The following is a 25,239-nucleotide window of genomic DNA, read 5'->3' as shown; positions in this document are numbered from 1 at the left end:
GATTGCACCTCGGTAAAAAAGTTGATTCAGGAATGCGCTCGCGCGATGCGTGGCATCGGCGCGGCCCGGCACCCCGCGTTCAATAGGCGTTGCTGCCCGCGAAGCCCTTCCACAGCGTCAGCACGACGATCTTGATGTCGAGCCAGAAGGTCCAGTGCTGCATGTAGTACAGATCGAGCTTTACGCGGCCCATCATCTTTTCGATGCGATCGGTTTCGCCGCGATAACCGTTGATCTGCGCCCAGCCGGTAATGCCCGGCTTGATCCGGTAGCGGTGCATGTAGCCCTTCACCAGATCCTTGTATATGTCGTCGTGCTCGAGCGCATGCGGACGGGGACCTACCACCGACATCTCGCCGCGCAGCACATTGATGAACTGCGGCAGCTCGTCGAGGCTGGTGCGGCGCAGGAACGCGCCGACCGCGGTGATGCGCGGATCGCGCCGCGTCGCCTGGGTGATCTTGCCGGCCGCTTCCGTGTGGACCTTCATCGAGCGGAACTTGAAGATCTCGAACTCGCGGCCGTCGATCCCCTTGCGCCGCTGGCGGAAAAACACCGGCCCCGGCGAGCTGAGCTTCACCATCAGCGCGATCGCGAGCATCAGCGGCGCGAGCGCGGTCAGCGCGCCCAGCGCGAACACACTGTCGAACACGCGCTTGGGCAGCACGCGCAGATCGGTGATCGGCGAGGCGGCCAGATTGATCGCGGGCACGCCGAGCAGTTCCACCATCGGCTGATTGAACAGCGTCAGGCTGCCGACGTCGGGGATGAAGCGGATGTTCACGAAGTCGTTGCGCAGATCCATCACGAAGCGATGGATCGCCTTCTCCTTCGAGATCGGCAGCGCGAGCCACAACTCGCGGATCGCGCGCTGCCGTACCAGTTCGATCATGCGCTGATAGTCGCGCTCGACCGGCACACCCGCGACCGCGTGCGCCGCGTCCGGGTCTTCGTAGGGATTGATCGTGCCGTCCTCGTCGAACACGACGACGGGTTTGAAGCCAGCTTCGGGACGGCCGCGCATCTGTTCGATCAGGAAGCGGCCGTACGGCGCGCCGCCGACGATCGCGACCGCGCGCTGATTGAAGCCCTCGCGGCGCAGCCCGCGCAGGATCGAATAGACGATCACCTTCGTGACGACCAGCAGCACGATCGACGCGAGCGCCCAGTAAACGAGCCACAGCCGCGACAGGCTGTCGGCGCGGTGCACGCTGAAGCTGATCAGCACGCCCGTCACTTCGACCATCAGCCAGCCGCCCGTGACGCGCGACAGCAGATCGTAGAGCGGCTTGCCACGCCACGACTGATAGATGCCGAGCGGCGGAAAGAACACCACCACGAGCAGGCAGCCGAACGCAAGCGACACGCTTTGCATATCGTCGAGCCATACCACTCTGCCACTGTGCACGCCCGCCGCCAGCACCGCGGCGAGCGCGACCATGGCGATGTCGATGATTCTCGCTAGAACGCTCAGCATGCGCCGCCCCTCTGTTCGTCAGTCAAGTGCGATCCGTCGGTTGATTGAAATGGCTGTTGCATGCGGGTTTCATCGTTGGGCTTTTTTATTTCCGATCTGCCTGGCGGCGCGATTGGACCGAATCAGCCTGAATGGCCAGACCGAAAAATCCGAATGCGAATGAGTGAATACCCTTGTTCATACCTCAATAAAGCGGTATTAAAATTCCCACGACAAGACCGCAAAAAATCTCAAATTGTATCGGTCAAAATTTCGACATTTTTTATGCATTTTGTGCGGCAATTGTTGCCGCAATGCGGCCCGACAGAACATTCCGGGCAGCCCATTCGAGCGCTTTCACATAGAAGCTTTCGCTTTGCCAACAGTCCTGGCGCGAAGCTCGGGCGCTACTCGTGCTGTCATTCTTGCGCATCATTAAGCGAAAAAAATGCTGGCTGATTTTTTTTCAGGTAATTTTTATTTATAAATAAATCGACGAGACATTTTTTGGTGAATTTCGAATGAATGCGACGCGCCTTTTATCGGAATTGTATTTAACGCGCTTTTATTGATTCGCGACTTCGTGATAAAACTCGACGCATTCATCCAGCCTCGAGGAGAGTTCACCATGACAGCTCCGGCCCCGGTCACGCCTGCCGGCACCCGGCCCACCCCCGCCCAATCGCCCATGCCCTCAACCGCAACCAGCGTCAAGCTCAAGGTTCATCCCGTGATTCTCGCGGGCGGCTCGGGCACCCGGCTGTGGCCGATGTCGCGCGAGCAGCATCCGAAGCAACTGATCGGCCTGCTCGGCGAAGAGTCGCTGCTGCAATCGACGACCCGCCGTCTCGATGGGCTCGAAGCCGGTTATCCGCTTGCCGGCCAGCTCGTGGTCGTCGCCAATGAAGAACAGCGCTTCACGACGGCCGAACAGTTGCGCACGAGCGCCAAGCCGAGCCGGCTGATACTCGAACCCGCGGGCCGTGACACCGCGCCCGCGTTGACGGTAGCCGCGTTGTCCGTCGCCGCGCAGGATGAAGACGGCATCATGGTCGTGATGCCCGCCGATCACGCGGTCACCGACAGCGCAGGATTTCACGCGGCGGTCGCCGCCGGCGTACAGCATGCGGCCGCTGGCCATATCGTCACCATGGGAATCGTGCCGACGCGTGCCGAAACCGGCTACGGCTATATCCGCATCGGCGCGCCGCTCGGTTCTGACGATGTGCAGACCGCAGCAGCGGCTCGCCCCGTCGCGCATCGCCTCGACCGTTTCGTCGAAAAGCCGCATCTGGAACTCGCGCAGCGCTATGTCGAATCACGCGAATACTGGTGGAACAGCGGGATTTTCATCGTGCGCGCATCGACGTGGCTCAAAGCGATCCGCCATTTTCAGCCGGCCATTTACGAAGCATGCGAATCGGCCTTCGCGGGCAGCACGGCGGACGGCGACTTCTTCCGGCTGCAACGCGATGCGTTCAGCGGCTCGCCGTCGAATTCGATCGACTACGCGGTGATGGAAAAGCTCGGTGCCGATCAGAGCATCGCGTCGGGCGTGGTCGTGCCGCTTGCGGCCGGCTGGTCCGACGTCGGTTCGTGGGACGCGATCTGGGACATCAGCGAGAAGGACCCCGATCGCAACGTGAGCCGCGGCCGCGTGATGTTCGAAGGCGCGAACTCCACCTTCGCGCATTCCGAAGGACGACTGATTGCCTGCGTCGGCACGCAGGATCTCGTCGTCGTCGAGACCGCCGATGCAATTCTGGTCGCCGACAAGTCACGCGTGCAGGACGTCAAGAAGATCGTCAACCGGATTCGCGAGGATGGCGGGCTCGAAGCGGCCAATCATCGCAAGGTGCATCGGCCGTGGGGCAACTACGATTCCGTCGACACCGGCGAGCGCTTCCAGGTCAAGCGGATCGTCGTGAAGCCGGGCGCGCGGTTGTCGCTGCAGATGCATCATCATCGCGCGGAGCACTGGATCGTCGTGCGCGGCACCGCGCTCGTCACGCGCGGCGACGAACGCTTTATCGTGTCCGAAAACGAGTCGGCCTATATTCCGCTCGGCGTTACGCATCGCCTCGAAAACCCGGGCAAGATGCCGCTCGAAATGATCGAGGTGCAGTCGGGTTCGTACCTCGGCGAAGACGATATCGTGCGCTTCGACGATACGTACGGAAGGCAATGAGGCGCGAGCGGTCGCAATGACGAAGCGGGAACCTGCGGCGGCGCAAAGCGGCCGCGGGAACCGCCGGGCTCATCCCACGTATGAGATGAGTTCTTTGTAGGTTGCGGAAAAGCGCTCCGCGGTGCCGCTGTCGGTCGTCACCGTGGGCGTGCTTGCCCCGCCCGCGGTCGCGGTGTCCGACGGATAGCGGCGCAGCGGCCCGCGCAATGCATTCAGTGATGGCTTCAGCGGCCCGTGCAACGGCGCGCCGTGATTGCCCGGGTGATTCGCGATGCCATTGACCGACGCCGGTTCCGGCGCATGACGCAGGCCTGACAACGAACGGTCCGCGGACCGCTGCGCAAGGTTCGCCGACGCAAGCGCGGCCGTTGCGTGGACCATCGTCGTGGCCGCCGCGTCGGTCGCGCATTCGCGATCGATCCACTGACGCGCCCAGTCGAGCGCGAACTGCTGCGCGTGCTGCGCATCCGCGAAGCGCGGGCCGACGAGGCCAGAGCGCTCGACGCGCTTGCCGTCCCTGATGATCTCCGCCCACCCGCGATACATCGCATTCGGCACTTCCTCGACCACCACGTAGATCAGATAACCGCGCGAATCGGCGACCTGCATGCCGCGCGGGGCGAGGCCCAGCGTCAGCGACGGGCGCGGGTCGTCGGCCGCGACGGGCTCGACCGTGCCGGATGCGGCCGGTTCGACGCGCATCTGCGCCGCCATCGCGGACGTCGCCACTGCGGACGTCGCGAACGCCGATGTCGCCACCGCGCTCGCCGGCGCAAGCCCCGACAATTGCCGCGTGATGTCGCCGATCGGATCGGCCGTACGCCATTGGCTCAACGCGCTCGCGACGCCGGGCGCCTGCCACGACTCGGGACTCTTCCACGACACGCCGCGCAGATTATTGTCTTCGCGCGGGCTCGGGGTTTGCGCAACCGGTGCCGCGGGTCTGGCCGTAACGGGCGGCGCCGGTTGGGGAATGTATGCGAACGTGCGCCCGCTCTGCGACAGCAGACGGACCATCTCCAGCAGTATGCCGTTCAGTTGCCACTCTTCGAAGCGGCGGCGGCAGGTGGGACCGGACGGATAGCGGCCCGGCAGCTTCGACCACGGCTCGCCGGTGGTCATGATCCACAGCACGGCATTCGTCACGATGCGCGGTTCGGCGCGCGGCCGGCCGCGCCGGTTCAGACGGACGGCCGGCTCGTCGGAGACGAGCGGCGCGAGCAGCGCCCATTCGTCGTTGTTTAGCTCATCGAAAAACATTGGATTTTCTCCACGCGGCCTGGCCTGGCCGCGGCGTTGGGCCTGCCACGGGTTCTCAGCGTTCACGACCCGTGTGCGGCCCTCGGTTGCACAAATTTGTTTGGTCCGTTCGGCTCGCTGGAGCAGCCCGCCCACACGTGGTGCGGCTCTTCCCTATTACGAAGCACAAAACGCGGTCTCACTCGTGCGTGGGAAAATTTGTGCACGAAGCATACCATTCCAATCTTTGCATGAGTACAGTTGAGACAAGTGTTACGGATAGAAACAATCTTGTCGGTTTCGCTGCGTCGATTCTCGTATTGCCGTAACAGAAGCCGCTGCTTATCCGGCATCGGATCTGTCTATTGCACAGCACAATACCGCATGACCGAACAGAATGGGATTTAGAAATGTAATTGCCGATCCAGCATGCATTTCTATGCGCTTTGACGGTTGATGTGAACATCGGTTTCGAGCATCGGCGAAAGGACTGCGACGCGCCCGCGCGGTGACATGGAGGCAACGGGAGGCGCACACGCGGCCGCCGCGCAGGCGCGGAGTTCGAGGCGTGACAGAAGCGACGAAGTCGCTTCGAACGACGTTACGGGCGCACTGGTTTCGAAGCATGCTCGCCGACGACCGTGGTCCATTCGCGCACGCGCCAACGCGTAACCAGTCCGGAGAGTACGTACGGATCGGCGGTAGCAAAGGCCTCCGCCACCGCAGGCGACGCGCCGGTGAAGAGCAGCACCGCGCCGTCCGTCGGCTCCGCGAGCGCGCCGGCCAGCAGCAGTTCGCCGCGCTCGGCGGCGGCCCATGCGAGTTTCAGATGCGCGTCGCGATGCTCGCCGCGCCGCTCCAGATAGTCGGGTACCAACTCGTACATCAACAGGTAATGCATGGTGAGTCTCTTCGCGAGGTTGAGGGTTGGCAGGGAGCGGCATGCACCGGAGCGCAGTTGAGGATAACGGCGACTACCGAATTTCATGCCTATTTTCTATTCAGTTGCATTCGCAGCAATATGAAAATTCTCATTGCCTGTTAACCATAGATCAAAATAGCGGAAACCGTAATTTCGTTTCAATAAGCTTGAAATAATCGCCCCGGGCAATCTGCATTGCATGACAAAATTCGCGCTCTCGTTCATTCGATTGTTTCAAGCGCCGCAGCGCCGGTTGCGCCACGCTGCTCAGGGAAAACGAGCGCGGACCGCTGTCAACCGGAATGCATTTTGAGCCGTTCTCGCAGACGGCATTTGCCATAATGGATGCGCCGATGGGCCCATGGATGCCGTCGTCGCCCGCGCGCATGAACGATCAGAAACGTTTTCACCACCGATGGAGTGTCCCATGAAAATCCAATCCGCTATCGCCACGCTGGTGTTGGGCGCGGTACTCGTATCGCCGGCGTTTGCGCAGAACAGCCAGCAAACCAAGATGGCCGACTGCAACAAGCAGGCCGGCGACAAGAAAGGCGACGAGCGCAAGGCGTTCATGAAAACCTGTCTTTCCGCGAAGCCGGCCGCCGCCGCGCCGATGAGCCAGCAGGACAAGATGAAGGTGTGCAACAAGCAGGCGGCCGACAAGAAAGGCGACGACCGCAAGGCCTTCATGAAGACCTGCCTGTCCTCCTCGGCGCCGGCCAACTGAGCGAAAGGCGGAGCCGTCCCCCACGCCGGCGCCCTCCGATCGACGCGGCGCCGGCGCATCGTTGCGCCCACGCGGCGCTCCGATCGAGTCCCCCCGCTGCGTCGTCCACCCGCCGCAACGCGCCGTTTTCTTCTATGATGGCTGCGGAGACGGCCCACCCTCACTCATATAGAACCAGACAACTACGCGGGCCGCCATCTTGTCGTTGGTGCTACTGAGCATCGATCGGAGGCAAGGATGGTATCGAAGCACAAAAACCGCTGGTTAAGGCGGTGGTTGCTGGTCATCATATTCTGGGCCGTGCCTGTGGCGATCGTCGCGGTCAACGAGATCCGCGAGGAAATGTCGTACAACGCGGTCGATCTCGACCGCGCGCTCACCACCTGGAATTTCACCCAGGCGCAGCGCACCGCCGGGGCGCCCGCGCACTGCCATGGCAAGCCCGACGAGGCCAAGGCGGCGGGCTGCCCGGCCGACGTGCTGGCCGCCAACGCGCCGCGCCAGCAGGACGCGATCAACGAATACAGCGTGCGCCGCTCGACGCTATTGGCCTATCTGTGGCACGCATTCGTCGGCTATTGGATCGTGCCGGCGGCTATGCTGTTCGCGATCGGCGCGATCATCGGCATGGTGCGCCGCGCGCTGCGCCGCCCGCCCGCGGTCAAGAGTCCGGCGAATCACGGGTGAGCGGCGGCCGCGCCGCTTGCACTTCGCCGCAATTTGCTGCGCCGAAACAACACTCTCATTGCCATGTCGATGGGCCGCCGCGCGACGCGAAAATCGGTAAAAACCGGCGCATCGTGCGGCCACGCCGAAGCGTCCCCACAATCGCCGCGACTCGGGCGCTGTTCGGCGTCGCCCCTCGGATCGTCGCTCGACGCGTGCTCGGAAGTCACGCGCAAGGCCGGTCAAATTTACTGGGAAGACTTCTTGCGATCAGGCTCAAACCCTTGTCCCATAAGGCTTTTCGCGTTGTGACGCAACGCGCCTTTTGCACCAGCCTGTGTTATAACTCAAAGGCAACCAGGCGACACCACCACGGTTGCGCCCCGGATCCATGACGGAGAAAAACGATGCAAAGACGACACTTCATGTTGAAGACGACCGCTGCGCTTGCTTTCGGAGGCCTTGCACTCGCCGGGTGCACGACGACGGGCAACACGCCGGAAAATGCGCATGTCGACGCCTCGAAACGACAGTCGATCGACGCCAGCGTCGACGGCACGCTGTCCAAGCTGTTCACGACCGTGCCGGGCTCGCGCGAGCTGGTGTCGAAGGCGCGCGGCGTGCTGGTGTTCCCGTCGGTGCTGCAGGCGGGCTTGATCGTCGGCGGCCAGTATGGCGAAGGCGCATTGCGGGTGGGCGGCGCGACGGTCGGCTACTACAGCACCGCGTCGGGCTCGTTTGGCCTGCAGGCGGGCGCGCAGTCGAAGGCGATCATCTTCCTGTTCATGACGCAGGATTCGCTCGATAAATTCCGCAACGCGGACGGCTGGTCGGCCGGCGTCGATGCATCGGTCGCGCTCGTGAAGATCGGCGCGAACGGCGCCGTCGACACGACCACGGCCACCGCGCCGGTGCAGGTTTTCGTGTTGACGAACGCGGGCCTGATGGGCGACGTCTCGCTGCAAGGCACGAAGGTCACGCGGCTGAAGATCTGAGCGCGCTCATCGGCGCGCTCCACTGATCACTTGCGCGCATCGCGGCGAAGGCCGCGCGGAGGATCCTGTGCCGGTCGTCGCGCGGCCTTTTTGTTATGTATGCCGATGCCGACGCTCGGGAACGGAAAAACTCGCGCGCAAAAAAACGGCGCCGCGCATCGCGCACCGCCGTCCTTCGCTTCGACACGTCCCAACGATCCCGCGTCAACGGCCCGACGAATCGACCACCTTGAGCCTCGAACGCTTCTGTGCGCGAATCACCGACTGATACGCCTCCACATACTGACGCGCCATCCGGTGCGACGTGAAGCGCTCCTCGAAACGCCGCCGCACCCCCGCGCGCGACACCTTGTGCAGCCGGTTCACGGCCGCCACCGCGCCGATCTCGTCCTCGACGATGAAGCCGGTCACGCCCTCTTCGAGCACTTCGGGCACAGAGCCGCGGTTGAACGCGATCACCGGCGCGCCGCAAGCCATCGCCTCGATCATCACGAGACCGAACGGCTCCGGCCAGTCGATCGGAAACAGCAGCGCATGCGCGCCCGACAGAAACTCGGCCTTCTGATGATCGGCGATCTCGCCGATGTACTCGACGTACGGCAGGTCGAGCAACGGCCGGATTTCGCGCTCGAAGTACTCGCGATCGGCCGCATCGACCTTGGCGGCGATACGGATCGGCATGCCGCAGCGGCCGGCGATGCGGATCGCCGTATCGACGCGCTTTTCCGGCGAAATCCGGCCGAGAAACGCGAGGTACTTCTGCTCGACCGGTTGCGGCGTATAGAGCTGCGCCGGCAGGCCGTGATAGACCGTGGTGAGCCAGCGCGCCTGCGGCAGCGGATGACGCTGCGCGTTCGAAATGGAGATCACGGGCGCGGTGTTGAATGTGTCGAACACCGGCTGCTGCTCGGGCAGATCGAGCCGGCCGTGCATCGTCGTGACGAACGGCGTGTCCTGCCGCTTGAATACCGAGAACGAGTAGTAGTCGAGGTGGAAATGCAGCACGTCGAACTCTTCGGCCTGGCGGCGCACGAGTTCCATCAACAGCATATGCGGCGCGATGCGGTCGCGAATGCCCGGATCGAGCCGCAGCGCGCGCGGCCACACCGCTTCGAGCTTCGCGCTCGTGACGGAGTCGCCGCTCGCGAACAGCGTCACGTCGTGGCCCTGCTCGACCAGCGCTTCGGTGATGTACGACACGACGCGCTCCGTGCCGCCGTAGAGCTTCGGCGGCACCGATTCGGTCAGCGGGGCGATCTGCGCAATCTTCATATTGTGTCTCCGTGAGCCGGCGGCTGGCGCGCAATCGCGATGCCGTCGGCGACGCCGAGTATGACAGCGCCATGACGTCGGAACAATGCGCGCGGTCCCTAAGCGTCGCATGCATCGTCGTTACGGAGAAATTATTCCCTGGCATCGGTCGAAAAGCCGCAGGTCTTGCAATTGCTCGGTGCTGTTACAAGCGGCTTACATCCGGTGACACGCGGCCACGCGCCGGGTTTGCGCGGGCTTTGGGCCGTCGCCGCGCCGTCATTGGTGGCCGCCGCCCTCGCCCGACCCGCGCACGGGCATGCTGCGCAAATCCCTGAGGAAGCTGTCGCGCCACACTCCGAGATCGTTCTTCCGCAGCGCGGCCATGTTGATCTCGTGACGCCGCTGGCGCGCGTCGAGCGGCATTTGCAGCGCACGTTGCAAGGCCTCGCACATGCCGATCGCATCGTGCGGATTGACGAGCAGCGCGCCGGAGAGCTCGGCGGCCGCGCCCGCGAAAATCGACAGCACGAGCACGCCGGGATCGTCGGGATTCTGCGCGGCCACGTACTCCTTCGCGACGAGGTTCATGCCGTCGTGCAGCGGCGTGACGAAGCCGATCTGCGACTCCCGAAACAGCGACATCAGCTTCCAGCGGTCGTACTGCTGGTTCAGATAGCGGATCGGCGTGTAGTCGAGCCCCGAGTAGCGGCCGTTGATGCGCCCTGCCTCGTATTCGAGATCCTGGCGGATCTTCTGATAGGTCGCGACGTCCGAGCGCGTAGGCGGCGCGATCTGCACGAGCGTGACGTTGCCGCGCCATTCGGGCGAGCGTTCGAGTAGCAACTCGAACGCGCGAAAGCGCTCGACCAGTCCCTTCGAATAGTCGAGCCGGTCGACGCTCATGACCAGCTTGCGCCCCTCGAGGCTTTGCTTCAGCTCGAGCACGTGCTGGCGGCTTTCGTAGCGCTTGGCCTGCTCGGCGATTTCGTCGGGGAACACGCCGATCCGGTAGACGCCGGTGCGCAGCTTGCGCCCGAACGCCTCGACGACGCCTTCCGCGCTCACCGTGCCACGCGCGTGACGCGTCACGTAGTCGTGGAATGCCTGCTGGTCGGTGGCGGTCTGGAAGCCGAGCAGGTCGTAGCACGACATCGACTTCACCAGTTCCTCGTGCGGCGGAATGTTGAGCAGGATCTGCGGCGCGGGAAACGGAATATGCAGGAAGAAACCGATGCGGTTCGTCACGCCCTCGCTGCGCAGCGCCTCGGCAAACGGGATCAGATGGTAGTCGTGAATCCAGATGATGTCGTCGGGTTCGAGCAGCTTGACCAGCTTGTGAGCGAGCCATGCGTTGACGCGCCGGTAACCCGCGTACTCCTCGCGCTCGTAGCGCGCGAGGTCGTTGCGGTAGTGGAATACCGGCCACAGCGTCGCGTTCGAGAAGCCGCGGTAGTACTGGTCGTAGTCCTTGCGCGTGAGGCCGACGGTTGCGAAGGTCACCGCGCCGTCCTGCTCGAGCATCGGCCCCGCGTTGGCGACCGTTTCGCTGACTACGTCGCCGCTCCAGCCGAACCAGACGCCGCCTGCATCCTTCAGCGCGCCGAATACGCCGACCGCGAGTCCGCCCGCCGATCCCTTGGTCTCCGTCGGCGTCGCGACGCGATTCGACACGACGATCAATCGGCCCATAGTGCATGTCCTCCGTCATTCTTGCGATGCGCCGCAACGCTTGAGCAGGCGTGGCGCGCCCGTGAGCAGCAATCGGCGTGCCCACGCATCGCCGGGCTTGCCGAGGGCGGTCGCCGCTCGCCGCTCGCGATACCCAACTCGCGATTTACCACTCGTCACGCGCGATTCGCGATCCGCAACGCCCGGCTAAGCCTGCTCCTTCGCCTTCTGCGGGACCTCGCCCGCGCCAGTGCGGCCGATGCGGCTCGCCACCGGATCGGCTTCGGTATGCGCGGCGGTGCTGCCGGCTGGCGCCTGCCGGCTGCGCGGCAGCCAGTCGCTCGGGCCAGCGCCACCGGTCTCCAGCTCCGCCGACACCTCGGCACGCGCCCGCGGCAGGTATTCCGGGTAATGCCGATGAACGAAATCGAGCAGCCCTTCGCGCACACGGCAGCGCAGATCCCACGCAAGGCCGGAATCGGGCGCGCTGACGAGCGCGCGCAACTGCATCGCGCGCTCGGTGCAGTCCGTCACCTGCAGCACCTGCACGCGACGGTCCCACTCGGGCGCGTTCTCGACGATGCGCGCAAGCTCCTCGCGCAGCGGCGCGAGCGGCATCCGGTAATCGACGAACAGGAACACGGTGCCGATGATCTGCGAGCTGCTGCGGGTCCAGTTCGAGAACGGATTTTCGATAAACCATTGCAACGGCACGATCAGACGGCGCTGGTCCCACAGCCGCACCGACACGTACGTGCCCGTGATCTCCTCGATGCGTCCCCACTCGTTCTGGATCACGACGACGTCGTCGAGGCGGATCGGTTGCGACAGCGCGATCTGCAAACCGGCGATCAGGTTGCCGAGCACCGGCCGCGCCGCGATACCGGCGACCAGACCGGCGACACCCGCCGACGCCAGCAGGCTCGCGCCGATCTGCCGCACGTTGGGCAGGGTCATCAGCGCACCGCCGACACCGATGATCACGATCACGATCATCACCGAGCGCGCGAGTACGCGCGCCTGCGTATGGATGCGGCGCGCCTGCAGGTTATCGGAGGAATCGAGCGGATGGGCGCGGATGATCGCTTCGCCGATCGCCGCGGCCGAGCGCACCGACAGCCACGTCAGCGCGGCGATCAGCGCGATGCCGGTGATGTCGCGCACCGGTTCGATGAAGTTGAGGGTGTCGGGTGCCTCGGACCAGACCCACGCGAACACGAGGATCACGAGGGCGAACAGCGACGGCTTGTCGATGTAGCGCAGCACGACGCTCGTCAGCGCGTGCGGCCGCGCGAGACGCTTCACGATGCGCGCGCCGAAGCGGTGAATGCCGCTCGCCACGATCGCCACGATGGCCGTCACGATCAGCGTGCCGAGCCACGTATGCAGCGGCGCGGCCGCCACGCGGTAGAAGTCGTCGATAGTAGGCATAACGGGCATCTTCCTCCGGGCTCGATGAGCGGCGGCGCGCCTGCGCGACTACTGACATCCGGGGCGCACGACCGCGCCTGGGCGTTACAACGGGTTCCTCGATGCGCCGCGGTTATCGATCAGCCGCTGCTCTTGCAGGGAAACGCCTTGCCGAGACCCAGCGAAATCGCAGTGCTCGCGTTGTAGCCCGCGGCGTTCGGGTTCTCGGCGATGTACTTGCGCACCGCGTCGGTCAACTGCGCCGAGCGCGCATCCGGCGGCAGGCAGAAGTACTGGCCGACGCGCGGACCGGTGGTGCCGCCGATCGCGTCGATCGTGTTGAAGATGCCGTCGGCCGCGCCTTCGATGTAGGCCGCGCAGGCGCTACGCGAAGCCACGTCCGTCTTGGTACACAGCTTGTTGAGGTCGCCTCCCGTAAACGCGGCTGCCGAAAGCGGCAAGGCAAGCGCGCCGGCGAAAATCAAAGCCCGCAGCATGGTGTTCCTTTCCAGGGTTGTTTATTCACGCGGTCTTTCTGCCGCGTCCGGACGGCGCGCTACGCGGCGCGCCGAAGTCGTCATTCTGCACTGTTTTACGCGGCGGCAGCAGGCCGGCAGCCGCGCGGCTCGGACAAAACGGCTGCAAAGCGGCACGGCATGGCGAGGCGCCTGACGCTCCGCGGGCGCACCGCGCCGCCTGCCGACAAAACGTCATTGCTTCTGCTGCTGCGTCTGCTGCATGCGCGCCGTGAGCCCTTCGACGACGTCCGGCTCCTTGTAGGTCTTGGCGAAATCGAGCGCGGTCATGCCGATCTGGTTTTTCACCGACAGGTCCGCGCCGTTGTCGAGCAGCAGCTTGACGGTGGAAACGTGGCCGCCGCGCGCGGCCATCATCAGCGGCGTGGTGCCGTTCGGCGAGCCCGCGTCGACGTAGGCCGAGTGGTCGAGCAGCACCTTGACGATGTCGTCGTGGCCGTTCGCGGCCGCGTAGTGCAGCGGCGCCCAGCCCTTCTTGTTGACCTCGGCGTCCTTCGCGATCAGCAGATTCACGAAGTTCAGGTCGCCGACCAGCGACGCCATCATCAGCGCGTTTTCGCCGGCCTTGTCCTGAATCTCGATATCGGTCTTTGGATTCGCAAGCAACGCGGCCGCGACCTTGTCGGATTTCTCGCGCGCGGCGATCACGAGCAGCGGGATGCCCTGATTGTCGACGCTGTTCGGGTCCATGCCCTTCGCGAGCAGCTTGTTGACGCCGTCGACGTCGTCGAACTTGACCGACTTGATCAGCGAGTCGATGGGCGCCGCATGCGCGGGCACCGCGACGAGCGCCGCGCACGCGAGCGCGGCGGCGCAGGCGAGACGGCGCGCCGGCGCGAGAGCCCGGGCGGCCGACCCGGCGGACAGCGGTTGGAAATCAGCGGACGACGTCGAAATATTTTTCATGTGGTACTTTAGGAAATCTTCCTATCCCTTTGATGTTAATTGGCTTTTTGGCTCAGATTCCGACCGGCGCGGCGAGTCCGAACAGTCTGAAGAAGTTTTGCGTGGTGGCGGCGGCCAGCGCCTCGTCCGGCATCTCGCGTTGCTGCGCGATGAAGCGTCCGACATAACTGACGTACGCAGGTTCATTCGGTTTGCCGCGATACGGCACCGGCGCCAGGTACGGCGAGTCGGTTTCGATCAGCAGACGGTCGAGCGGCACGCGGCGCGCGACGTCCTGCACATCGGTCGCGCTCTTGAACGTGACGATGCCCGACAGCGAAATGTAAAAATTCTGCGCGAGCGCCTGCTCGGCGATGGCCCACGGTTCGGTGAAGCAATGCATGACGCCGCCCGGCATGCCGGCGCGCTCCTCGGCCATGATGCGCAACGTATCTTCCGACGACGAGCGGGTGTGGATGATCAGCGGCTTGCTGGTCGCGTGCGCGGCGCGGATGTGTGTGCGAAAGCGCTCGCGCTGCCACTCCATGTCGGCGATCGAGCGGCCTTCGAGGCGGTAGTAATCGAGCCCGGTTTCGCCGATCGCGACGACCTTCGGGTGCCCGGCCAGCTCAACCAGCTCGGCTACGCTCGGCTCGCGCATGTGCTCGTGATCGGGATGCACGCCGACCGACGCGTACACGTTGTCATAGCGGCTGGCGACGTCCAGCACCGACGGCAGCGTTTCAAGATCGACCGACACGCACAACGCGTGCGAGACCGAATGGCTGCGCATGTTTTCGAGCACTTGCGGCAGACGGTCCGCGAGTCCTTCGAAGTTGATGTGGCAGTGTGAATCGACAAACATGGTCAGGTCCTGCGAAAAAGGGGCTTGCGGCTGGGCGATGGCGTGGCCGGGGCCGCTTGGGACAGCTCAGGTGGCGCTGCTTGCGCAGCGTGCTCAACCGGCGTGCGCAAGACGCTTGCCAAGAATCACCAGATCGCGCTCGACGCCGTCCAGCACCGCGACGCGCGGTAGCGTGCCCCATGCATCGAAGCCGAAGCCGCGGAACAGCCGCACGCTCGCTTCATTGTGACCGAACACGAAGCCGAGCACCGTATCGATGCCAAGACCCGGTGCCGCCTCGAGCGACGCCGCCAGCAGTTGCTTGCCGAGTCCCTGGCCGCGCGCGCTTTCGTCGAGATAGATGCTGACTTCGGCGGTGCGCTGATAAGCCGGCCGGCCATAAAAATCGGAAAAGCTGAGCCACGCGATCACGCGGCCCGCCTGCTTCGGATCTTCGGCCACCCACAGCGGCCGCTTCTGCGGGCTGTGCGCATGAAACCACCCATGCCGGCTCTCGACGCTGACCGGCTCGAGGTCCGCGGTGACCTGGCGCGACGGGATCGTCGAATTGTAGATGGCGACGATCGCGGGCAGATCGTCGAGCGTGGCGTCGCGGTAGGAAAGGCTCATGGCGGGTTGGCTTGAATGAAAAAAGACGCAAGGCTGTCCGGCTGCGGGCTCACGCAAACAGCGCGCGATAGCCGATGAACAGTTCCTCGAACACGAGCCGCGCGTTCAACGGATGGTTCTCGACCGCGCGCTGGCGCGTGACGGTGCGCAGAAAACGCGCGAATGCATTGGCGTCGGCCTGGGTGGCGCAGCGGGTGAGCGCGGCCGACGCCTGCGGGAAATAGCGCGGCGCGTCGGCGGTGCGCTGCGCGAGCAGATCGTACATCCAGCGCTGCAGCCAGCCGAGCACGAGCGGGACTGGGAGCTTCTGCAGCGCCTCGCCGCACGCGAATGCGTCGCACCCGGCGCCGGCCGCGAGCTGCTTGAGCGTCCAGTCGCGCAGCGGACGGTTTTCGTCGCTGGCGAGCGCGAGCGCGGCGAGCGGCGCGCCACCTGCTTCGGCGAGCAGCGCGCGGGCGTCGTCGACGCCTTGCGCGGCCAGCCACTGCGCGGCGGTGTCCGGCGCGGGCACGCTCATCGGCCACTGACGGCAACGGCTAATGATGGTCGGCAGCAAACGGTCGACGCGCGCCGACACCATCAGGAACACGACGCCCGCGGGCGGCTCTTCCAGCGTCTTCAGCAACGCGTTGGCAGCCGCGACGTTGAGCGCCTCGGCCGGATACAGCACGACGACGCGCACGCCGCCGCGATGCGAACCGACGCCGACGAAGTCGAGCAGACCGCGGATCTGTTCGATCTTGATTTCCTTGCTCGGCGTGCGGGTCTTCTTGCCTTCGTCGCCATCGGCTTTTTCGGCCTTGTCGTCGGCGCCGTTCGCGGCGTTCGCGAGGCCGGCTTCGGCGGCGAGTGCCTCCGGCACGACGATGCGGTAGTCGGGATGATTGCCGTGCGCGAACCAGTTGCAGGCCACGCACGCGCCGCACGGCTCGCCGTTCGGTTGCGGCGCCTCGCACAGCAGACCCTGCGCGAGGTGCTGCGCGAAACGCAGCTTGCCGATGCCCGCCTGGCCGTGCAGCAACAATGCGTGCGGCCAGTGGCCTTGCAGCTGCTGCAGGCGATTCCAGTCATCGGCTTGCCACGGATAGATCATCGTTTGTCTTTTTGAATCAATCGGTTGTAGGCGCTACTTCAGATGTCGAGTGAACTTCGCACGAGATTATAAGAAGTGGTTATATCTATTTTGAATCAGAGGGTTGCAATCAACTCCTCAAGCTGCTTCTGAATCCGAACGATGCTCTGCGAAGAGTCGATGATAGCGAATCGGTATGGCGCTTCTTCGGCGCGGCGCATGTATTCGGCGCGCGTGCGCTCGAAAAACGCCGCCGACTCGCTCTCGAAACGATCCGGATTGCGCACCGCGCTGCGCCGCTCGTTGGCGACGGCGGGCGGCAAATCGAACAGCACGGTCAAATCCGGCTGGAAACCGCCCTGCACCCAGCGCTCGAGCGTCTCCAGCTTGTCGCGCGGCAAGCCGCGGCCGCCGCCCTGGTAGGCGAAAGTGGCATCGGTAAAACGGTCGGACAGCACCCAATCGCCGCGCGCGAGCGCCGGCTCGATCACCTCGGCCAGATGCTGACGGCGCAGCGCGAACATCAACAGCGCCTCGGTTTCGAGATCCATCTTCTGATGCAGCACGATATCGCGGATCTGCTCACCGAGCGGCGTGCCGCCCGGCTCGCGTGTCATCACGACCGAGCGGCCGCTCGGCGCGAGCTTCGCCTCGAGCCGTTCGCGAAACCAGCCCAGGTGGGTGGTCTTGCCCGCGCCGTCGATGCCTTCAAACGTAATGAATTTGCCGCGCGCCATCATTGCCCTCGAATGTATTTGTCCACGGCCTTGTTGTGTTCGCCGAGGGTGTCAGAAAAGATGCTGCTGCCGTCGCCGCGCGACACGAAGTACAGCGCGTTGCTTTGCGCCGGGTTCATCGCCGCCTGCAGCGACGCGACGCTCGGCAGCGAGATCGGCGTCGGCGGTAGGCCCATCCGCGTGTAGGTATTGTATGGAGTGTCGGTCTGCAGGTCTTTCTTCCTGATGTGGCCGGCGTAGCTGTCGCCCATTCCGTAGATCACGGTCGGGTCGGTCTGTAGCGGCATGCCGGCGCGCAGACGGTTGGCGAACACCGCGGCGACGAGCGCCCGGTCGGACGCCTTGCCGGTTTCCTTTTCGACGATCGACGCCATCGTCAGCGCGTCGTACGGGGACTTGTACGGCAGGTTCGGCGCGCGCGAGAGCCACGCCTCGTCGAGACGCACGCGCATCAGACGGTACGCGCGGCGATAGATGTCGAGGTCGCTCGTGCCCTTGTCGAACAGGTAGGTATCCGGGAAAAACAGCCCTTCGCCGTTGCCGATCGACGCCTCGGGCGCGCCGATTGCGCTCATCAGATCGGCGTCGCTCATGCCGAGCGTGTCGTGCTTCAGCGCGGGATTGGCGTCGAGTTCAGCGCGCATATGTTTGAAGGTCCAGCCTTCGATGATCGTCGCCACATATTCGTTGACGTCGCCGCGCGCGATTTTCTGCAGCACCTCGTAGGGCGTGATGCCGCTCTTGAACTCGTAATTGCCGGACTTCAGCTCGCTTTGCAGCCCGAGCAAACGCGTCATCGCGATGAACAGCTCGGGCTCGACCGGCACGCCGCCGCGATTGAGCTGCAGCGCGACGCTGCGCAGGCTGCTGTGCGGCTTGACGGTGATGTCGAGTTGCGCCGGGGTCAATTCGAGCGGGCGGGTAGCCCAGTAGTATCCAGCGGCGATGGCCGCCGCGGCCAGCACAACGACGAGCGCGCCGGCGACGAAACATTTCTTCAGAAGGGACACGACAGGAAAGAATTAGCGTTTAGATGGCAACGAACTGATTTTTAACGGGAAAGTCTTGCGTCGGTCAACATTGAGACTGTGCCGTTTTGCAGCCCTGTCGGCCTTTTGCGACCTGTATTGTATAGATGCGGGCACCAGATGGTCACGGCCGGAAAAAACAATATGAAATCCGCTGGCGTTGGTCTGATGCTAGTCAAGTCGTACGCTGTCACAACATAGGTCAGAGTTTCAAAGGTTCGACAATTCCCGACCAAACGCCTTTTCGGCTCCTGCCGCTTTTGACCGCTGTTGACAGTTTCAAACGACGGTTCAGGGGCGACCTGCACGCCGCCGCGAAAGACCCGAGCACGAACTGCGGCAATTGGGAGACTCCACGCCCCGTTCCGCTCTGAAAATTCTTGTGGTCGCCAAGGCGATACGACATCAACAATAGGGTTCGCATCGGAATTCATTCTTTCGGAACGCATGATCGGGTCCCGGCCATAGGTATGCCGGCTGATTTGACGTTACAGAGGGGGCGCATGGCGATCGAGTTCAAAGTTGGAACCCACTGGGGCTGCATGCTCCATACGCGGCAGGAATATCGCGGCAACGCATTTAGTGACGAAGCGCGAGCCGGCCGGAAGCTCATTGCCTCGGCAAGCGCATGGGAGCTTACGCATGACACGCGCCAGCTACCGCGGCTCGTCGAGTTCATGCGCAATGTGCGCGGCGGCGCGTATGCGAGCGGCGCGGCACCGGATCAACTCGCCCAGGCGCTACGGGCCGCCCTTGAGCGTGGCGATGTGATTGCAGTCGCGCCGAAGCTGCGCGCCTCACGCGGACGCGGCGCGCCTGTCCAACAGCAGATCCGGCCGTACTATCCAACCGTTACGCCGTCGCAGCTATTCCGGAGGGCGCTGCCCTTGGTGCGTGCCGCGCGCTCATTCGAGCGCCCCAAACTGCCGCGGCTGGCCGCCGACGATGGCCTCGCGATCTGGTACGCCCGCCCCGGCGACGTCTTGCCAGATGGAACCATCGCGACGCCAGTATCGACGCCGCTCGGCGACGCGCGGCCGTTTGAGTACACCGAGGATCCGCAGTTCGGCGATGTGCAGGAACTGGCCGCGCGTGGCGTCAGTGAGATGGATGAGGCTGAGTGTTTCGCGGACTACCATTCAGACATGGAGCAGTGTCAGGTGGCCCGAGCAATGTATCAAGATCCACGCACCTATGCGCTCTGCACACAGCGAGCATTCGATAAATTCCAGGCATGCAGGGGATATTGAGATGACTAAACCGGATCGGGCTAGCGTCATTTTTTATGACGCCGATACCCAGCAGTTAAAGATGTGCACAGTTTCACGGGTTCACGTGCAAGCGGCGATTGATCGAGCGCTGGCAATCACTATCCCACCGGATGCTCCGGAAAATTCAATGTTGCCAGTGACAGACGAAGACGCTCGGAAGCTTGGAGGAATGGCGATTCTGATTCAGGCAATCGCGCATCCCGAATTGCGCGAACGGCTGAAAATCACGACTGAGCAGCCGATGGACTGGGCACCGGCCAAGCCGCCCACGGAATGACAGTGGCTCGTCCGCCTTACTCAGTGGCCCCGCCGCAGCCACCCCGGCGGCGGCTCGTCTGTGACCGCGGCAGCGGACAGCAGATCCGGCACGTCGGGTGCCCGCCCATCTTGCGCCGGACCCTCTGGCAGAACACCCCAACATGGTCACAACATGGGCACAGCCGGAGGGTGATAACGTGCAATCCCCTGCTGCGCAAGGCTCTCGGAAAGCCTTCATTCGCCAGGGACATGCGAAACGCGACAGGGCTGGACTGAATATAATGACTGTTTGCCTTAGCCAAAGTCAGAATTGACTGTTCCCGGAATCCATGAACACACCGCTCGTGAACGCCTCAGGTAACGCTTCCGGTCTCACTCCCGCCGCGGCGGCGCCCGCCGCCCTGCCCATCCTGCCGCGCCCGTCGGCCGAAGAATTCGCCGCCGTGCTCGAGCATGGCGCGTACATGCCGCTGACGCAGTTCGGCGTGATCGACACGACCGGCGACGACGCGGCGAGCTTCCTGCACGCCCAGTTGACCAACGACGTCCAGCATCTCGACGCCGCGAACGCGCGCCTCTCCGGCTACTGCTCGGCCAAGGGCCGGCTGCTAGCGTCGTTCCTCAGCTGGCGCAGCGGCGATACGATCCGCCTGCTGGTATCGAAAGACGTGCAGGCCGCGGTGCAAAAGCGGTTGTCGATGTTCGTGCTGCGCGCAAAGGCCAGGCTCGCCGACGCGAGCGGCGAGTTCGCGGTGGTCGGCCTCGCGGGCGACGTGCGCGGCGCGCTGTCCGGCGTGTTCGACGCGCTGCCCGACGGTGTGCACGTGCAGGTCGACGGCACAGCGGGCACGCTGATCCGCGTGCCCGATGCGTTGGAGCGGCTGCGCTATCTGTGGATCGGCCCGAAAGCGCGGATCGAAGCGCTGCTGCCGACGCTCGACGGCAGGCTAAAGCGCGTGTCGCCGGCCGTGTGGGACTGGCTCGATGTCCGCGCGGGCGAGCCGCGCATCACGCAGCCGGTCGTCGAGCAGTTCGTGCCGCAAATGGTCAACTTCGACGTGCTCGGCGCGGTCAATTTCCGCAAGGGCTGCTATCCGGGTCAGGAAGTGGTCGCGCGCAGCCAGTATCGCGGCACGATCAAGCGGCGCACGTCGCTCGCCAACGTCGCCGGCGAACTGGACACGGTGCGGCCCGGCACCGAGCTGTTCCACTCGGACGATCCGGGCCAGCCGTGCGGGATGATCGTCAACGCGGCATCGGCGCAAGGCGGCGGCGTCGATCTGCTGGTCGAGATCAAGCTCACGGCGCTCGACAGCGGCAGCGTACATGTCGGCGCGGCCGACGGCCCCGCGCTGCGCTTCCTGACGCTGCCCTACGGGCTGCCGGCCGAAGTCTGATCGTTGGAGAGGGTAAGAAGCGGCGCAATCGGGCGCCGTTTTTTATTGACTGCTTTATTCTCGTCTGTTTTTTGCCGCTTTCGTTTGCCGCCTGCGTCGCTGCATCAGGCGGCCGCCCCATGCTCTGAACGGGAGATGCTCCCCGATGTGCCTGATCGTTTTCGACTGGCGACCTGATGCGCTCGATGGTCCGCTGTTCACGCTCGCCGCGAATCGCGACGAGTTCTTCCGCCGCACGGCCGAGCCGATCGGCTGGTGGCGCGACGCGCCGGAGGTGCTGGGGGGCCGCGACCTCGTGGGCGGCGGCACGTGGCTCGGGTTATCGCGCGACGGCCGCTTCGCCGCGCTGACCAATTACCGCGCGCCGGGCGAAATGCGCGCCGATGCGCCGACCCGCGGCACGCTCGTCAGCGACTGGCTCACGAGCGCCGCGCGCGACGCCGACGGCAATCCGCACGAGACGCCGCTCGCGTATCTGCGGCACGTCGCGCAATCCGGCGACATCTACAACGGCTTCAATCTGCTGGTCGGCGACTGGACGCGTCGCGAGCTCGCGTGGTACTGCAATCGCGGCGCCGTCGACGCAAACAGCGGTCCCGCGCTGCTCGCGCCGGGCACGCACGGCATCTCGAACGCGGTGCTCGATACCGCGTGGCCGAAGCTGGTCAAAAAGCGCGGCGAGCTCGGCACGCTGCTCGCGCGCGATCCGATGCCGCCGCTCGAACGCCTGATCGATCTGATGCGCGATCCGCGGCTCGCGCGCGACGACGAATTGCCGTCGACCGGTATTCCGCTCGAACGCGAACGCGTGCTGTCGGCGGCGTTCATCGAATCGCCGGACTATGGCACGCGCAGCACCACCGCGCTGCGCGTCGCCGCCTATGGCGACGTGATCGGCGTCGCGGTCGCCGAGCGCAGCGACGACAACGGCTCGCACCGGATCGTGCGGCCCGGCGATTTCGAGCGCAGCTTCGCGTTCAATGTCGAGCGCGACCGGATGAGCGTGGCGTGATCGTTTGAGCACCGCCTGGCCGGCGCATTCGCCGCCGGCCGCTCATCGCTTCGCGATCACCGCCCTCACCCGATGCCGAATGCCGCGCGCAACGCCGCCGCGGCGTCCGCATGCGCCTGCGCGACTTCGGGCACGAAGCCGCCCATCTTGAAGAACTCGTGGATCATGCCGGCGTAGCGTTTGAGCGTGACCGGATTGCCGAGCGCACGGAGTTTCTCCGCATACGCATCGCCCTCGTCGCTGAGCGGATCGTATTCGGCGGTCGCGATCCACGCGGGCGCGACGCCGCGAAAATCCGGCGCACCGCGCTCGCCGTCGAGCGGCGCGAAACGCCAGTCGTCGCGATCGCCGCTATCTCGCACGTAGTGCTCGAAGAACCACTGGATCGTGTCGCCCGACAGCAGGAAGCCGTCGGCGAGGCGCGAGTGCGAGTCGGTCTGCTGATGGCCGGTCGTGCCCGGATAAATCAGCAATTGCAGCGCGAGCGCGAGGCCGGCGTCGCGCGCGAGCACCGCGCAAACCGTCGCGAGCGTGCCGCCCGCGCTATCGCCGCCCACCGCGAGCCGCGTGCCGTCGATGCCGAATTCGGCCGCGTGCGCGTGTAGCCAGCTGAGGGCGTCGAAGGCATCGTCGACAGCGGTCGGAAACTTGTGCTCGGGCGCGAGCCGGTAATCGACCGACAGCACCGCGCACTGGCCGTCGCGCGCGAACATCCGGCACAGCGCATCGTGCGTATCGACGCTGCCGACCGTGAAGCCGCCGCCGTGGTAGTACACGAACGCCGGCAGCGGCTCGGCCCAGCCCGGCTCGACCGGACAGTACAGGCGCGCGCGGATCGTCGCGCCGTCGCGCGTCGGCACGCGCAGATCTTCGACGGAGAACATCGGCGCGCTCGCGATCTCGAGGATCGGCGCGCTTCTCTCGTACGACGCGCGCGCCGCTTGCGCGCTCATCTGGTGATACTGCGGGCGTTTGGCCCGCGCGATCATGTCGAGCACCTGCTCGATCGTGGGATTAAGCGGCATGGTTTCGGCAACGCGGTGCGCGTCGCGCATCGGGCGGCGCGCAGTGCGCCAAGGGTTGACAAAAGCCGGCGCACCGGCCGCTACTGCGCGTTCTTCACCTCGGGCTTCAGCGACATCGGATCGGATGGCTCGCGCAACTGCTCGATATCCTCGTGACGCAGCTTCACGGTCGCCATGATGCCCGGATGCGTGATGATATAGAAACGCCGCGCGGCGATCGCCTCGAACGCGATGTCGGCGACATCGTCGGCCGTGAGCTTGCCCGACTGCACCGCGCGCTGCAACTGCTTGCCGGCCGCGATCTGCGAGCGCGTCGGCCGGCCCGCGTTGCGCAACTCGTCGGGACGCGCGCGCTCGGCCTCCGCGATGGCGGTCGGCACGAAGGCGGGACACAGCAGCGAACAGCCGACCTCGCCCCCCGTGCCGGCCTGCGCGAGCTTCAGGTCGTGATAGAGCGTCTCGGTCAGCGCCACCACCGCATGCTTCGACGCGTTGTAGATGCCCATTGCCGGCGGCGCCAGCAGCCCCGCCACCGACGCTGTATTGACGATATGCGCGGGCTCCTTCTGCGCGAGCATGATCGGCGCGAACACGCGCACGCCGTGCGCGACACCCATCACGTTGACGCCGAACACCCACGACCAGTCGTTCGCCGAGCTTTCCCACAGGAAGCCGCCGGTGCCGACGCCCGCGTTGTTGAACAGCACGTGGACCTTGCCGAACGCGGCGAGCGCCGCCTGCGCGAGCGCCTCGACCTGCGCGGCGTTCGATACGTCGGTCGGCACGCCGATCGCCTCGGCGCCGGTTTCGCGCAAGGCGTCGACGGTTTGCGCGAGCTGGTCCGCGTTGACGTCCGCGAGTACGAGCTTCATGCCGAGCGCCGCGCCCTTGTGCGCGAACGCGCGGCCAAAGCCGCTGCCCGCGCCGGTGATCACCGCCACCTTGCCCGCGAATTCGAACATTCTGTGACTCCCTGGTTGAGCGGCGGCTTGCCGTTGCATGATCACGTCGCGCTCAGATCAGCTTGACCAGTTGCTTGCCGAAGTTACGGCCCTTCAGCAAGCCGATGAACGCCTCGGGCGCGGCTTCGAGCCCTTGCGCGATCGTCTCGCGATAGTGCAGCTTCTTTTGCGCGACGAGCGTGCCGAGCTGCTTGAGCGCCTCGGGCCACACGTCCATGTGTTCGCTGACGATGAAGCCCTGCACGAGCAGCCGCTGCGTCAGCATCAGCGACGGATGCTTGAGCGGCAGCGGCTGGCCGTCATAGCCCGCGATGAAGCCGCACAATGCGATGCGCCCGAACGCGTTCATGCGCGCGAGCGTCGCGTCGAGCCCGTCGCCGCCGACGTTCTCGAAGCAGCCGTCGACACCGTCGGGCGTGACGGCCTTCAGGTCCTGGTACAGGTTACCGGCCTTGTAGTCGACGCACGCGTCGAAGCCGAGCGTCTCGACCACATAGCGGCACTTGTTCGCGCCGCCCGCGATGCCGACCGCGCGCGCGCCCGCCGCCTTCGCGAGCTGGCCGACCACGCTGCCCACCGCGCCGCTCGCCGCGCTGACGACCACCGTCTCGCCGGCCTTCGGCGCGATGATGCGGTTCAGCCCGTACCATGCGGTGACGCCCGGCATGCCGACCGGCCCGAGAAACGCCGACAGCGGCACATGCGTGTCGTCGACCTTCTGCATGTCCGTGCCATTGGAGGTGCCGTACTCCTGCCAGCCGAACATCGCGACGACCTTGTCGCCGACCGCGAACTTCGGATTCCTCGTCTCGACGACCTCGCCGACCGTGCCGCCGATCATCACTTCGTTCAGCGGCTGCGGCGCCGCGTATGACTTGCTGTCGTTCATGCGTCCGCGCATATACGGATCGAGCGACAGATAGTGGTTGCGCACCCGTACTTCGCCGTCGGCGAGCGGCGCGAGCGGCGTTTCGACGAGCTTGAAGTTATCGGGCGTGGCTTCGCCTTGGGGGCGCGAAACCAGCAGCAATTGGCGATTGATCTGGGCCATGCGGTC

General features: G+C 64.9%; 25 protein-coding genes. 8 read left to right on the top strand and 17 right to left on the bottom strand.

The annotated features are described in order from the left end of the window. Positions 1–79 precede the first annotated feature (79 nt). Positions 80–1,477 (bottom strand): undecaprenyl-phosphate glucose phosphotransferase, encoded by a 1,398-nt coding sequence (locus HDG33_RS22635; RefSeq protein WP_184033583.1) that lies wholly within the window; start codon positions 1,475–1,477, stop codon positions 80–82. Positions 1,478–2,084: 607 nt separating this feature from the next. On the opposite strand from HDG33_RS22635, the gene HDG33_RS22630 reads away from it, so the two are divergent. Continuing rightward, positions 2,085–3,644 (top strand): mannose-1-phosphate guanylyltransferase/mannose-6-phosphate isomerase, encoded by a 1,560-nt coding sequence (locus HDG33_RS22630; protein WP_409259058.1) that lies wholly within the window; start codon positions 2,085–2,087, stop codon positions 3,642–3,644. A 69-nt stretch (positions 3,645–3,713) separates the two neighbouring features. Here HDG33_RS22630 and HDG33_RS22625 read toward each other — a convergent pair whose 3' ends face one another. The 3 genes from HDG33_RS22625 to HDG33_RS22615 all read right to left on the bottom strand — a co-directional run bounded on the left by HDG33_RS22625 (position 3,714) and on the right by HDG33_RS22615 (position 6,193). Next, the gene (locus HDG33_RS22625) at positions 3,714–4,904 is read right to left on the bottom strand and encodes a transposase (RefSeq protein WP_184033568.1); all 1,191 of its coding nucleotides are present in this window, start codon (positions 4,902–4,904) and stop codon (positions 3,714–3,716) included. A gap of 580 nt (positions 4,905–5,484) precedes the next feature. Next, positions 5,485–5,784 (bottom strand): YciI-like protein, encoded by a 300-nt coding sequence (locus HDG33_RS22620; RefSeq protein WP_018418036.1) that lies wholly within the window; start codon positions 5,782–5,784, stop codon positions 5,485–5,487. A gap of 151 nt (positions 5,785–5,935) precedes the next feature. Next, positions 5,936–6,193, bottom strand: coding sequence for a hypothetical protein (locus tag HDG33_RS22615; protein WP_184033565.1), 258 nt, complete (start codon positions 6,191–6,193; stop codon positions 5,936–5,938). A gap of 39 nt (positions 6,194–6,232) precedes the next feature. On the opposite strand from HDG33_RS22615, the gene HDG33_RS22610 reads away from it, so the two are divergent. The 3 genes from HDG33_RS22610 (at position 6,233) to HDG33_RS22600 (ending at position 8,193) form a co-directional block, all read left to right on the top strand. Beyond that, entirely contained in the window at positions 6,233–6,532 is a 300-nt protein-coding gene (locus HDG33_RS22610; RefSeq protein WP_184033562.1) for a PsiF family protein, read from the top strand. Between the two features lie 237 nt (positions 6,533–6,769). Continuing rightward, positions 6,770–7,219 carry a hypothetical protein gene (locus tag HDG33_RS22605; protein ID WP_184033559.1) on the top strand — a complete coding sequence of 150 codons (450 nt, stop codon included), beginning with the start codon at positions 6,770–6,772 and terminating at the stop codon, positions 7,217–7,219. Between the two features lie 386 nt (positions 7,220–7,605). After that, a complete protein-coding gene (locus tag HDG33_RS22600) occupies positions 7,606–8,193 on the top strand; it encodes a YSC84-related protein (RefSeq protein ID WP_184033556.1) in 588 nt (195 codons plus the stop codon). Positions 8,194–8,397: 204 nt separating this feature from the next. On the opposite strand, the gene HDG33_RS22595 is transcribed toward HDG33_RS22600, so the two are convergent. From HDG33_RS22595 to mltG, 10 genes are all read right to left on the bottom strand, one after another. Next, positions 8,398–9,465 (bottom strand): glycosyltransferase family 4 protein, encoded by a 1,068-nt coding sequence (locus HDG33_RS22595; RefSeq protein WP_184033553.1) that lies wholly within the window; start codon positions 9,463–9,465, stop codon positions 8,398–8,400. 258 nt (positions 9,466–9,723) lie between these two features. Further along, the gene (gene otsA, locus HDG33_RS22590; RefSeq protein ID WP_184033549.1) at positions 9,724–11,136 is read right to left on the bottom strand and encodes an alpha,alpha-trehalose-phosphate synthase (UDP-forming); all 1,413 of its coding nucleotides are present in this window, start codon (positions 11,134–11,136) and stop codon (positions 9,724–9,726) included. Positions 11,137–11,322: 186 nt separating this feature from the next. Further along, positions 11,323–12,546 (bottom strand): mechanosensitive ion channel family protein, encoded by a 1,224-nt coding sequence (locus HDG33_RS22585; protein WP_184033546.1) that lies wholly within the window; start codon positions 12,544–12,546, stop codon positions 11,323–11,325. A gap of 119 nt (positions 12,547–12,665) precedes the next feature. Continuing rightward, positions 12,666–13,022, bottom strand: a complete 357-nt coding sequence (locus tag HDG33_RS22580; protein ID WP_184033543.1) for a Rap1a/Tai family immunity protein — start codon at positions 13,020–13,022, stop codon at positions 12,666–12,668. A gap of 213 nt (positions 13,023–13,235) precedes the next feature. Continuing rightward, entirely contained in the window at positions 13,236–13,967 is a 732-nt protein-coding gene (locus tag HDG33_RS22575) for an ankyrin repeat domain-containing protein (RefSeq protein ID WP_184033540.1), read from the bottom strand. 52 nt (positions 13,968–14,019) lie between these two features. Next, a complete protein-coding gene (locus HDG33_RS22570; RefSeq protein WP_184033538.1) occupies positions 14,020–14,811 on the bottom strand; it encodes a TatD family hydrolase in 792 nt (263 codons plus the stop codon). Between the two features lie 93 nt (positions 14,812–14,904). Next, on the bottom strand, positions 14,905–15,420 hold the full coding sequence (locus HDG33_RS22565; RefSeq protein WP_184033535.1) for a GNAT family N-acetyltransferase: 516 nt from the start codon (positions 15,418–15,420) through the stop codon (positions 14,905–14,907). Between the two features lie 49 nt (positions 15,421–15,469). After that, the gene (locus HDG33_RS22560; RefSeq protein WP_184033532.1) at positions 15,470–16,513 is read right to left on the bottom strand and encodes a DNA polymerase III subunit delta'; all 1,044 of its coding nucleotides are present in this window, start codon (positions 16,511–16,513) and stop codon (positions 15,470–15,472) included. A gap of 95 nt (positions 16,514–16,608) precedes the next feature. Further along, positions 16,609–17,229, bottom strand: a complete 621-nt coding sequence (tmk, locus tag HDG33_RS22555) for a dTMP kinase (protein ID WP_090804781.1) — start codon at positions 17,227–17,229, stop codon at positions 16,609–16,611. Then, a complete protein-coding gene (mltG, locus tag HDG33_RS22550) occupies positions 17,229–18,239 on the bottom strand; it encodes an endolytic transglycosylase MltG (RefSeq protein ID WP_184033529.1) in 1,011 nt (336 codons plus the stop codon). The genes tmk and mltG overlap by 1 nt, the downstream gene beginning before the upstream one ends. Before the next feature lie 521 nt (positions 18,240–18,760). Here mltG and HDG33_RS22545 point away from each other — a divergent pair. The 4 genes from HDG33_RS22545 to HDG33_RS22530 all read left to right on the top strand — a co-directional run bounded on the left by HDG33_RS22545 (position 18,761) and on the right by HDG33_RS22530 (position 22,195). After that, the gene (locus tag HDG33_RS22545) at positions 18,761–19,507 is read left to right on the top strand and encodes a hypothetical protein (RefSeq protein WP_184033526.1); all 747 of its coding nucleotides are present in this window, start codon (positions 18,761–18,763) and stop codon (positions 19,505–19,507) included. 1 nt (position 19,508) lies between these two features. Beyond that, positions 19,509–19,805 (top strand): hypothetical protein, encoded by a 297-nt coding sequence (locus HDG33_RS22540; protein WP_090804775.1) that lies wholly within the window; start codon positions 19,509–19,511, stop codon positions 19,803–19,805. A 310-nt stretch (positions 19,806–20,115) separates the two neighbouring features. Beyond that, a complete protein-coding gene (locus HDG33_RS22535; protein ID WP_184033523.1) occupies positions 20,116–21,183 on the top strand; it encodes a folate-binding protein YgfZ in 1,068 nt (355 codons plus the stop codon). 145 nt (positions 21,184–21,328) lie between these two features. Further along, entirely contained in the window at positions 21,329–22,195 is an 867-nt protein-coding gene (locus tag HDG33_RS22530; protein WP_184033520.1) for an NRDE family protein, read from the top strand. A 65-nt stretch (positions 22,196–22,260) separates the two neighbouring features. Here the strand turns inward: HDG33_RS22530 and HDG33_RS22525 are convergent, their stop codons facing one another. From HDG33_RS22525 to HDG33_RS22515, 3 genes are all read right to left on the bottom strand, one after another. Next, complete coding sequence (locus HDG33_RS22525) at positions 22,261–23,220, bottom strand: alpha/beta hydrolase (RefSeq protein WP_184033518.1); 960 nt, start codon at positions 23,218–23,220, stop codon at positions 22,261–22,263. 80 nt (positions 23,221–23,300) lie between these two features. Continuing rightward, complete coding sequence (locus HDG33_RS22520) at positions 23,301–24,182, bottom strand: SDR family oxidoreductase (RefSeq protein ID WP_184033515.1); 882 nt, start codon at positions 24,180–24,182, stop codon at positions 23,301–23,303. Between the two features lie 52 nt (positions 24,183–24,234). Then, positions 24,235–25,233, bottom strand: coding sequence for an NADP-dependent oxidoreductase (locus HDG33_RS22515; RefSeq protein ID WP_184033512.1), 999 nt, complete (start codon positions 25,231–25,233; stop codon positions 24,235–24,237). Positions 25,234–25,239 lie beyond the last annotated feature (6 nt).

It is taken from the genome of Paraburkholderia sp. Cpub6 (assembly GCF_014201065.1).
Classification (GTDB): Bacteria; Pseudomonadota; Gammaproteobacteria; order Burkholderiales; family Burkholderiaceae; genus Paraburkholderia; species Paraburkholderia tuberum.
Note: the sequence above shows the minus strand (reverse complement) of the source record. Positions and strands in the feature narration are given on the sequence as shown.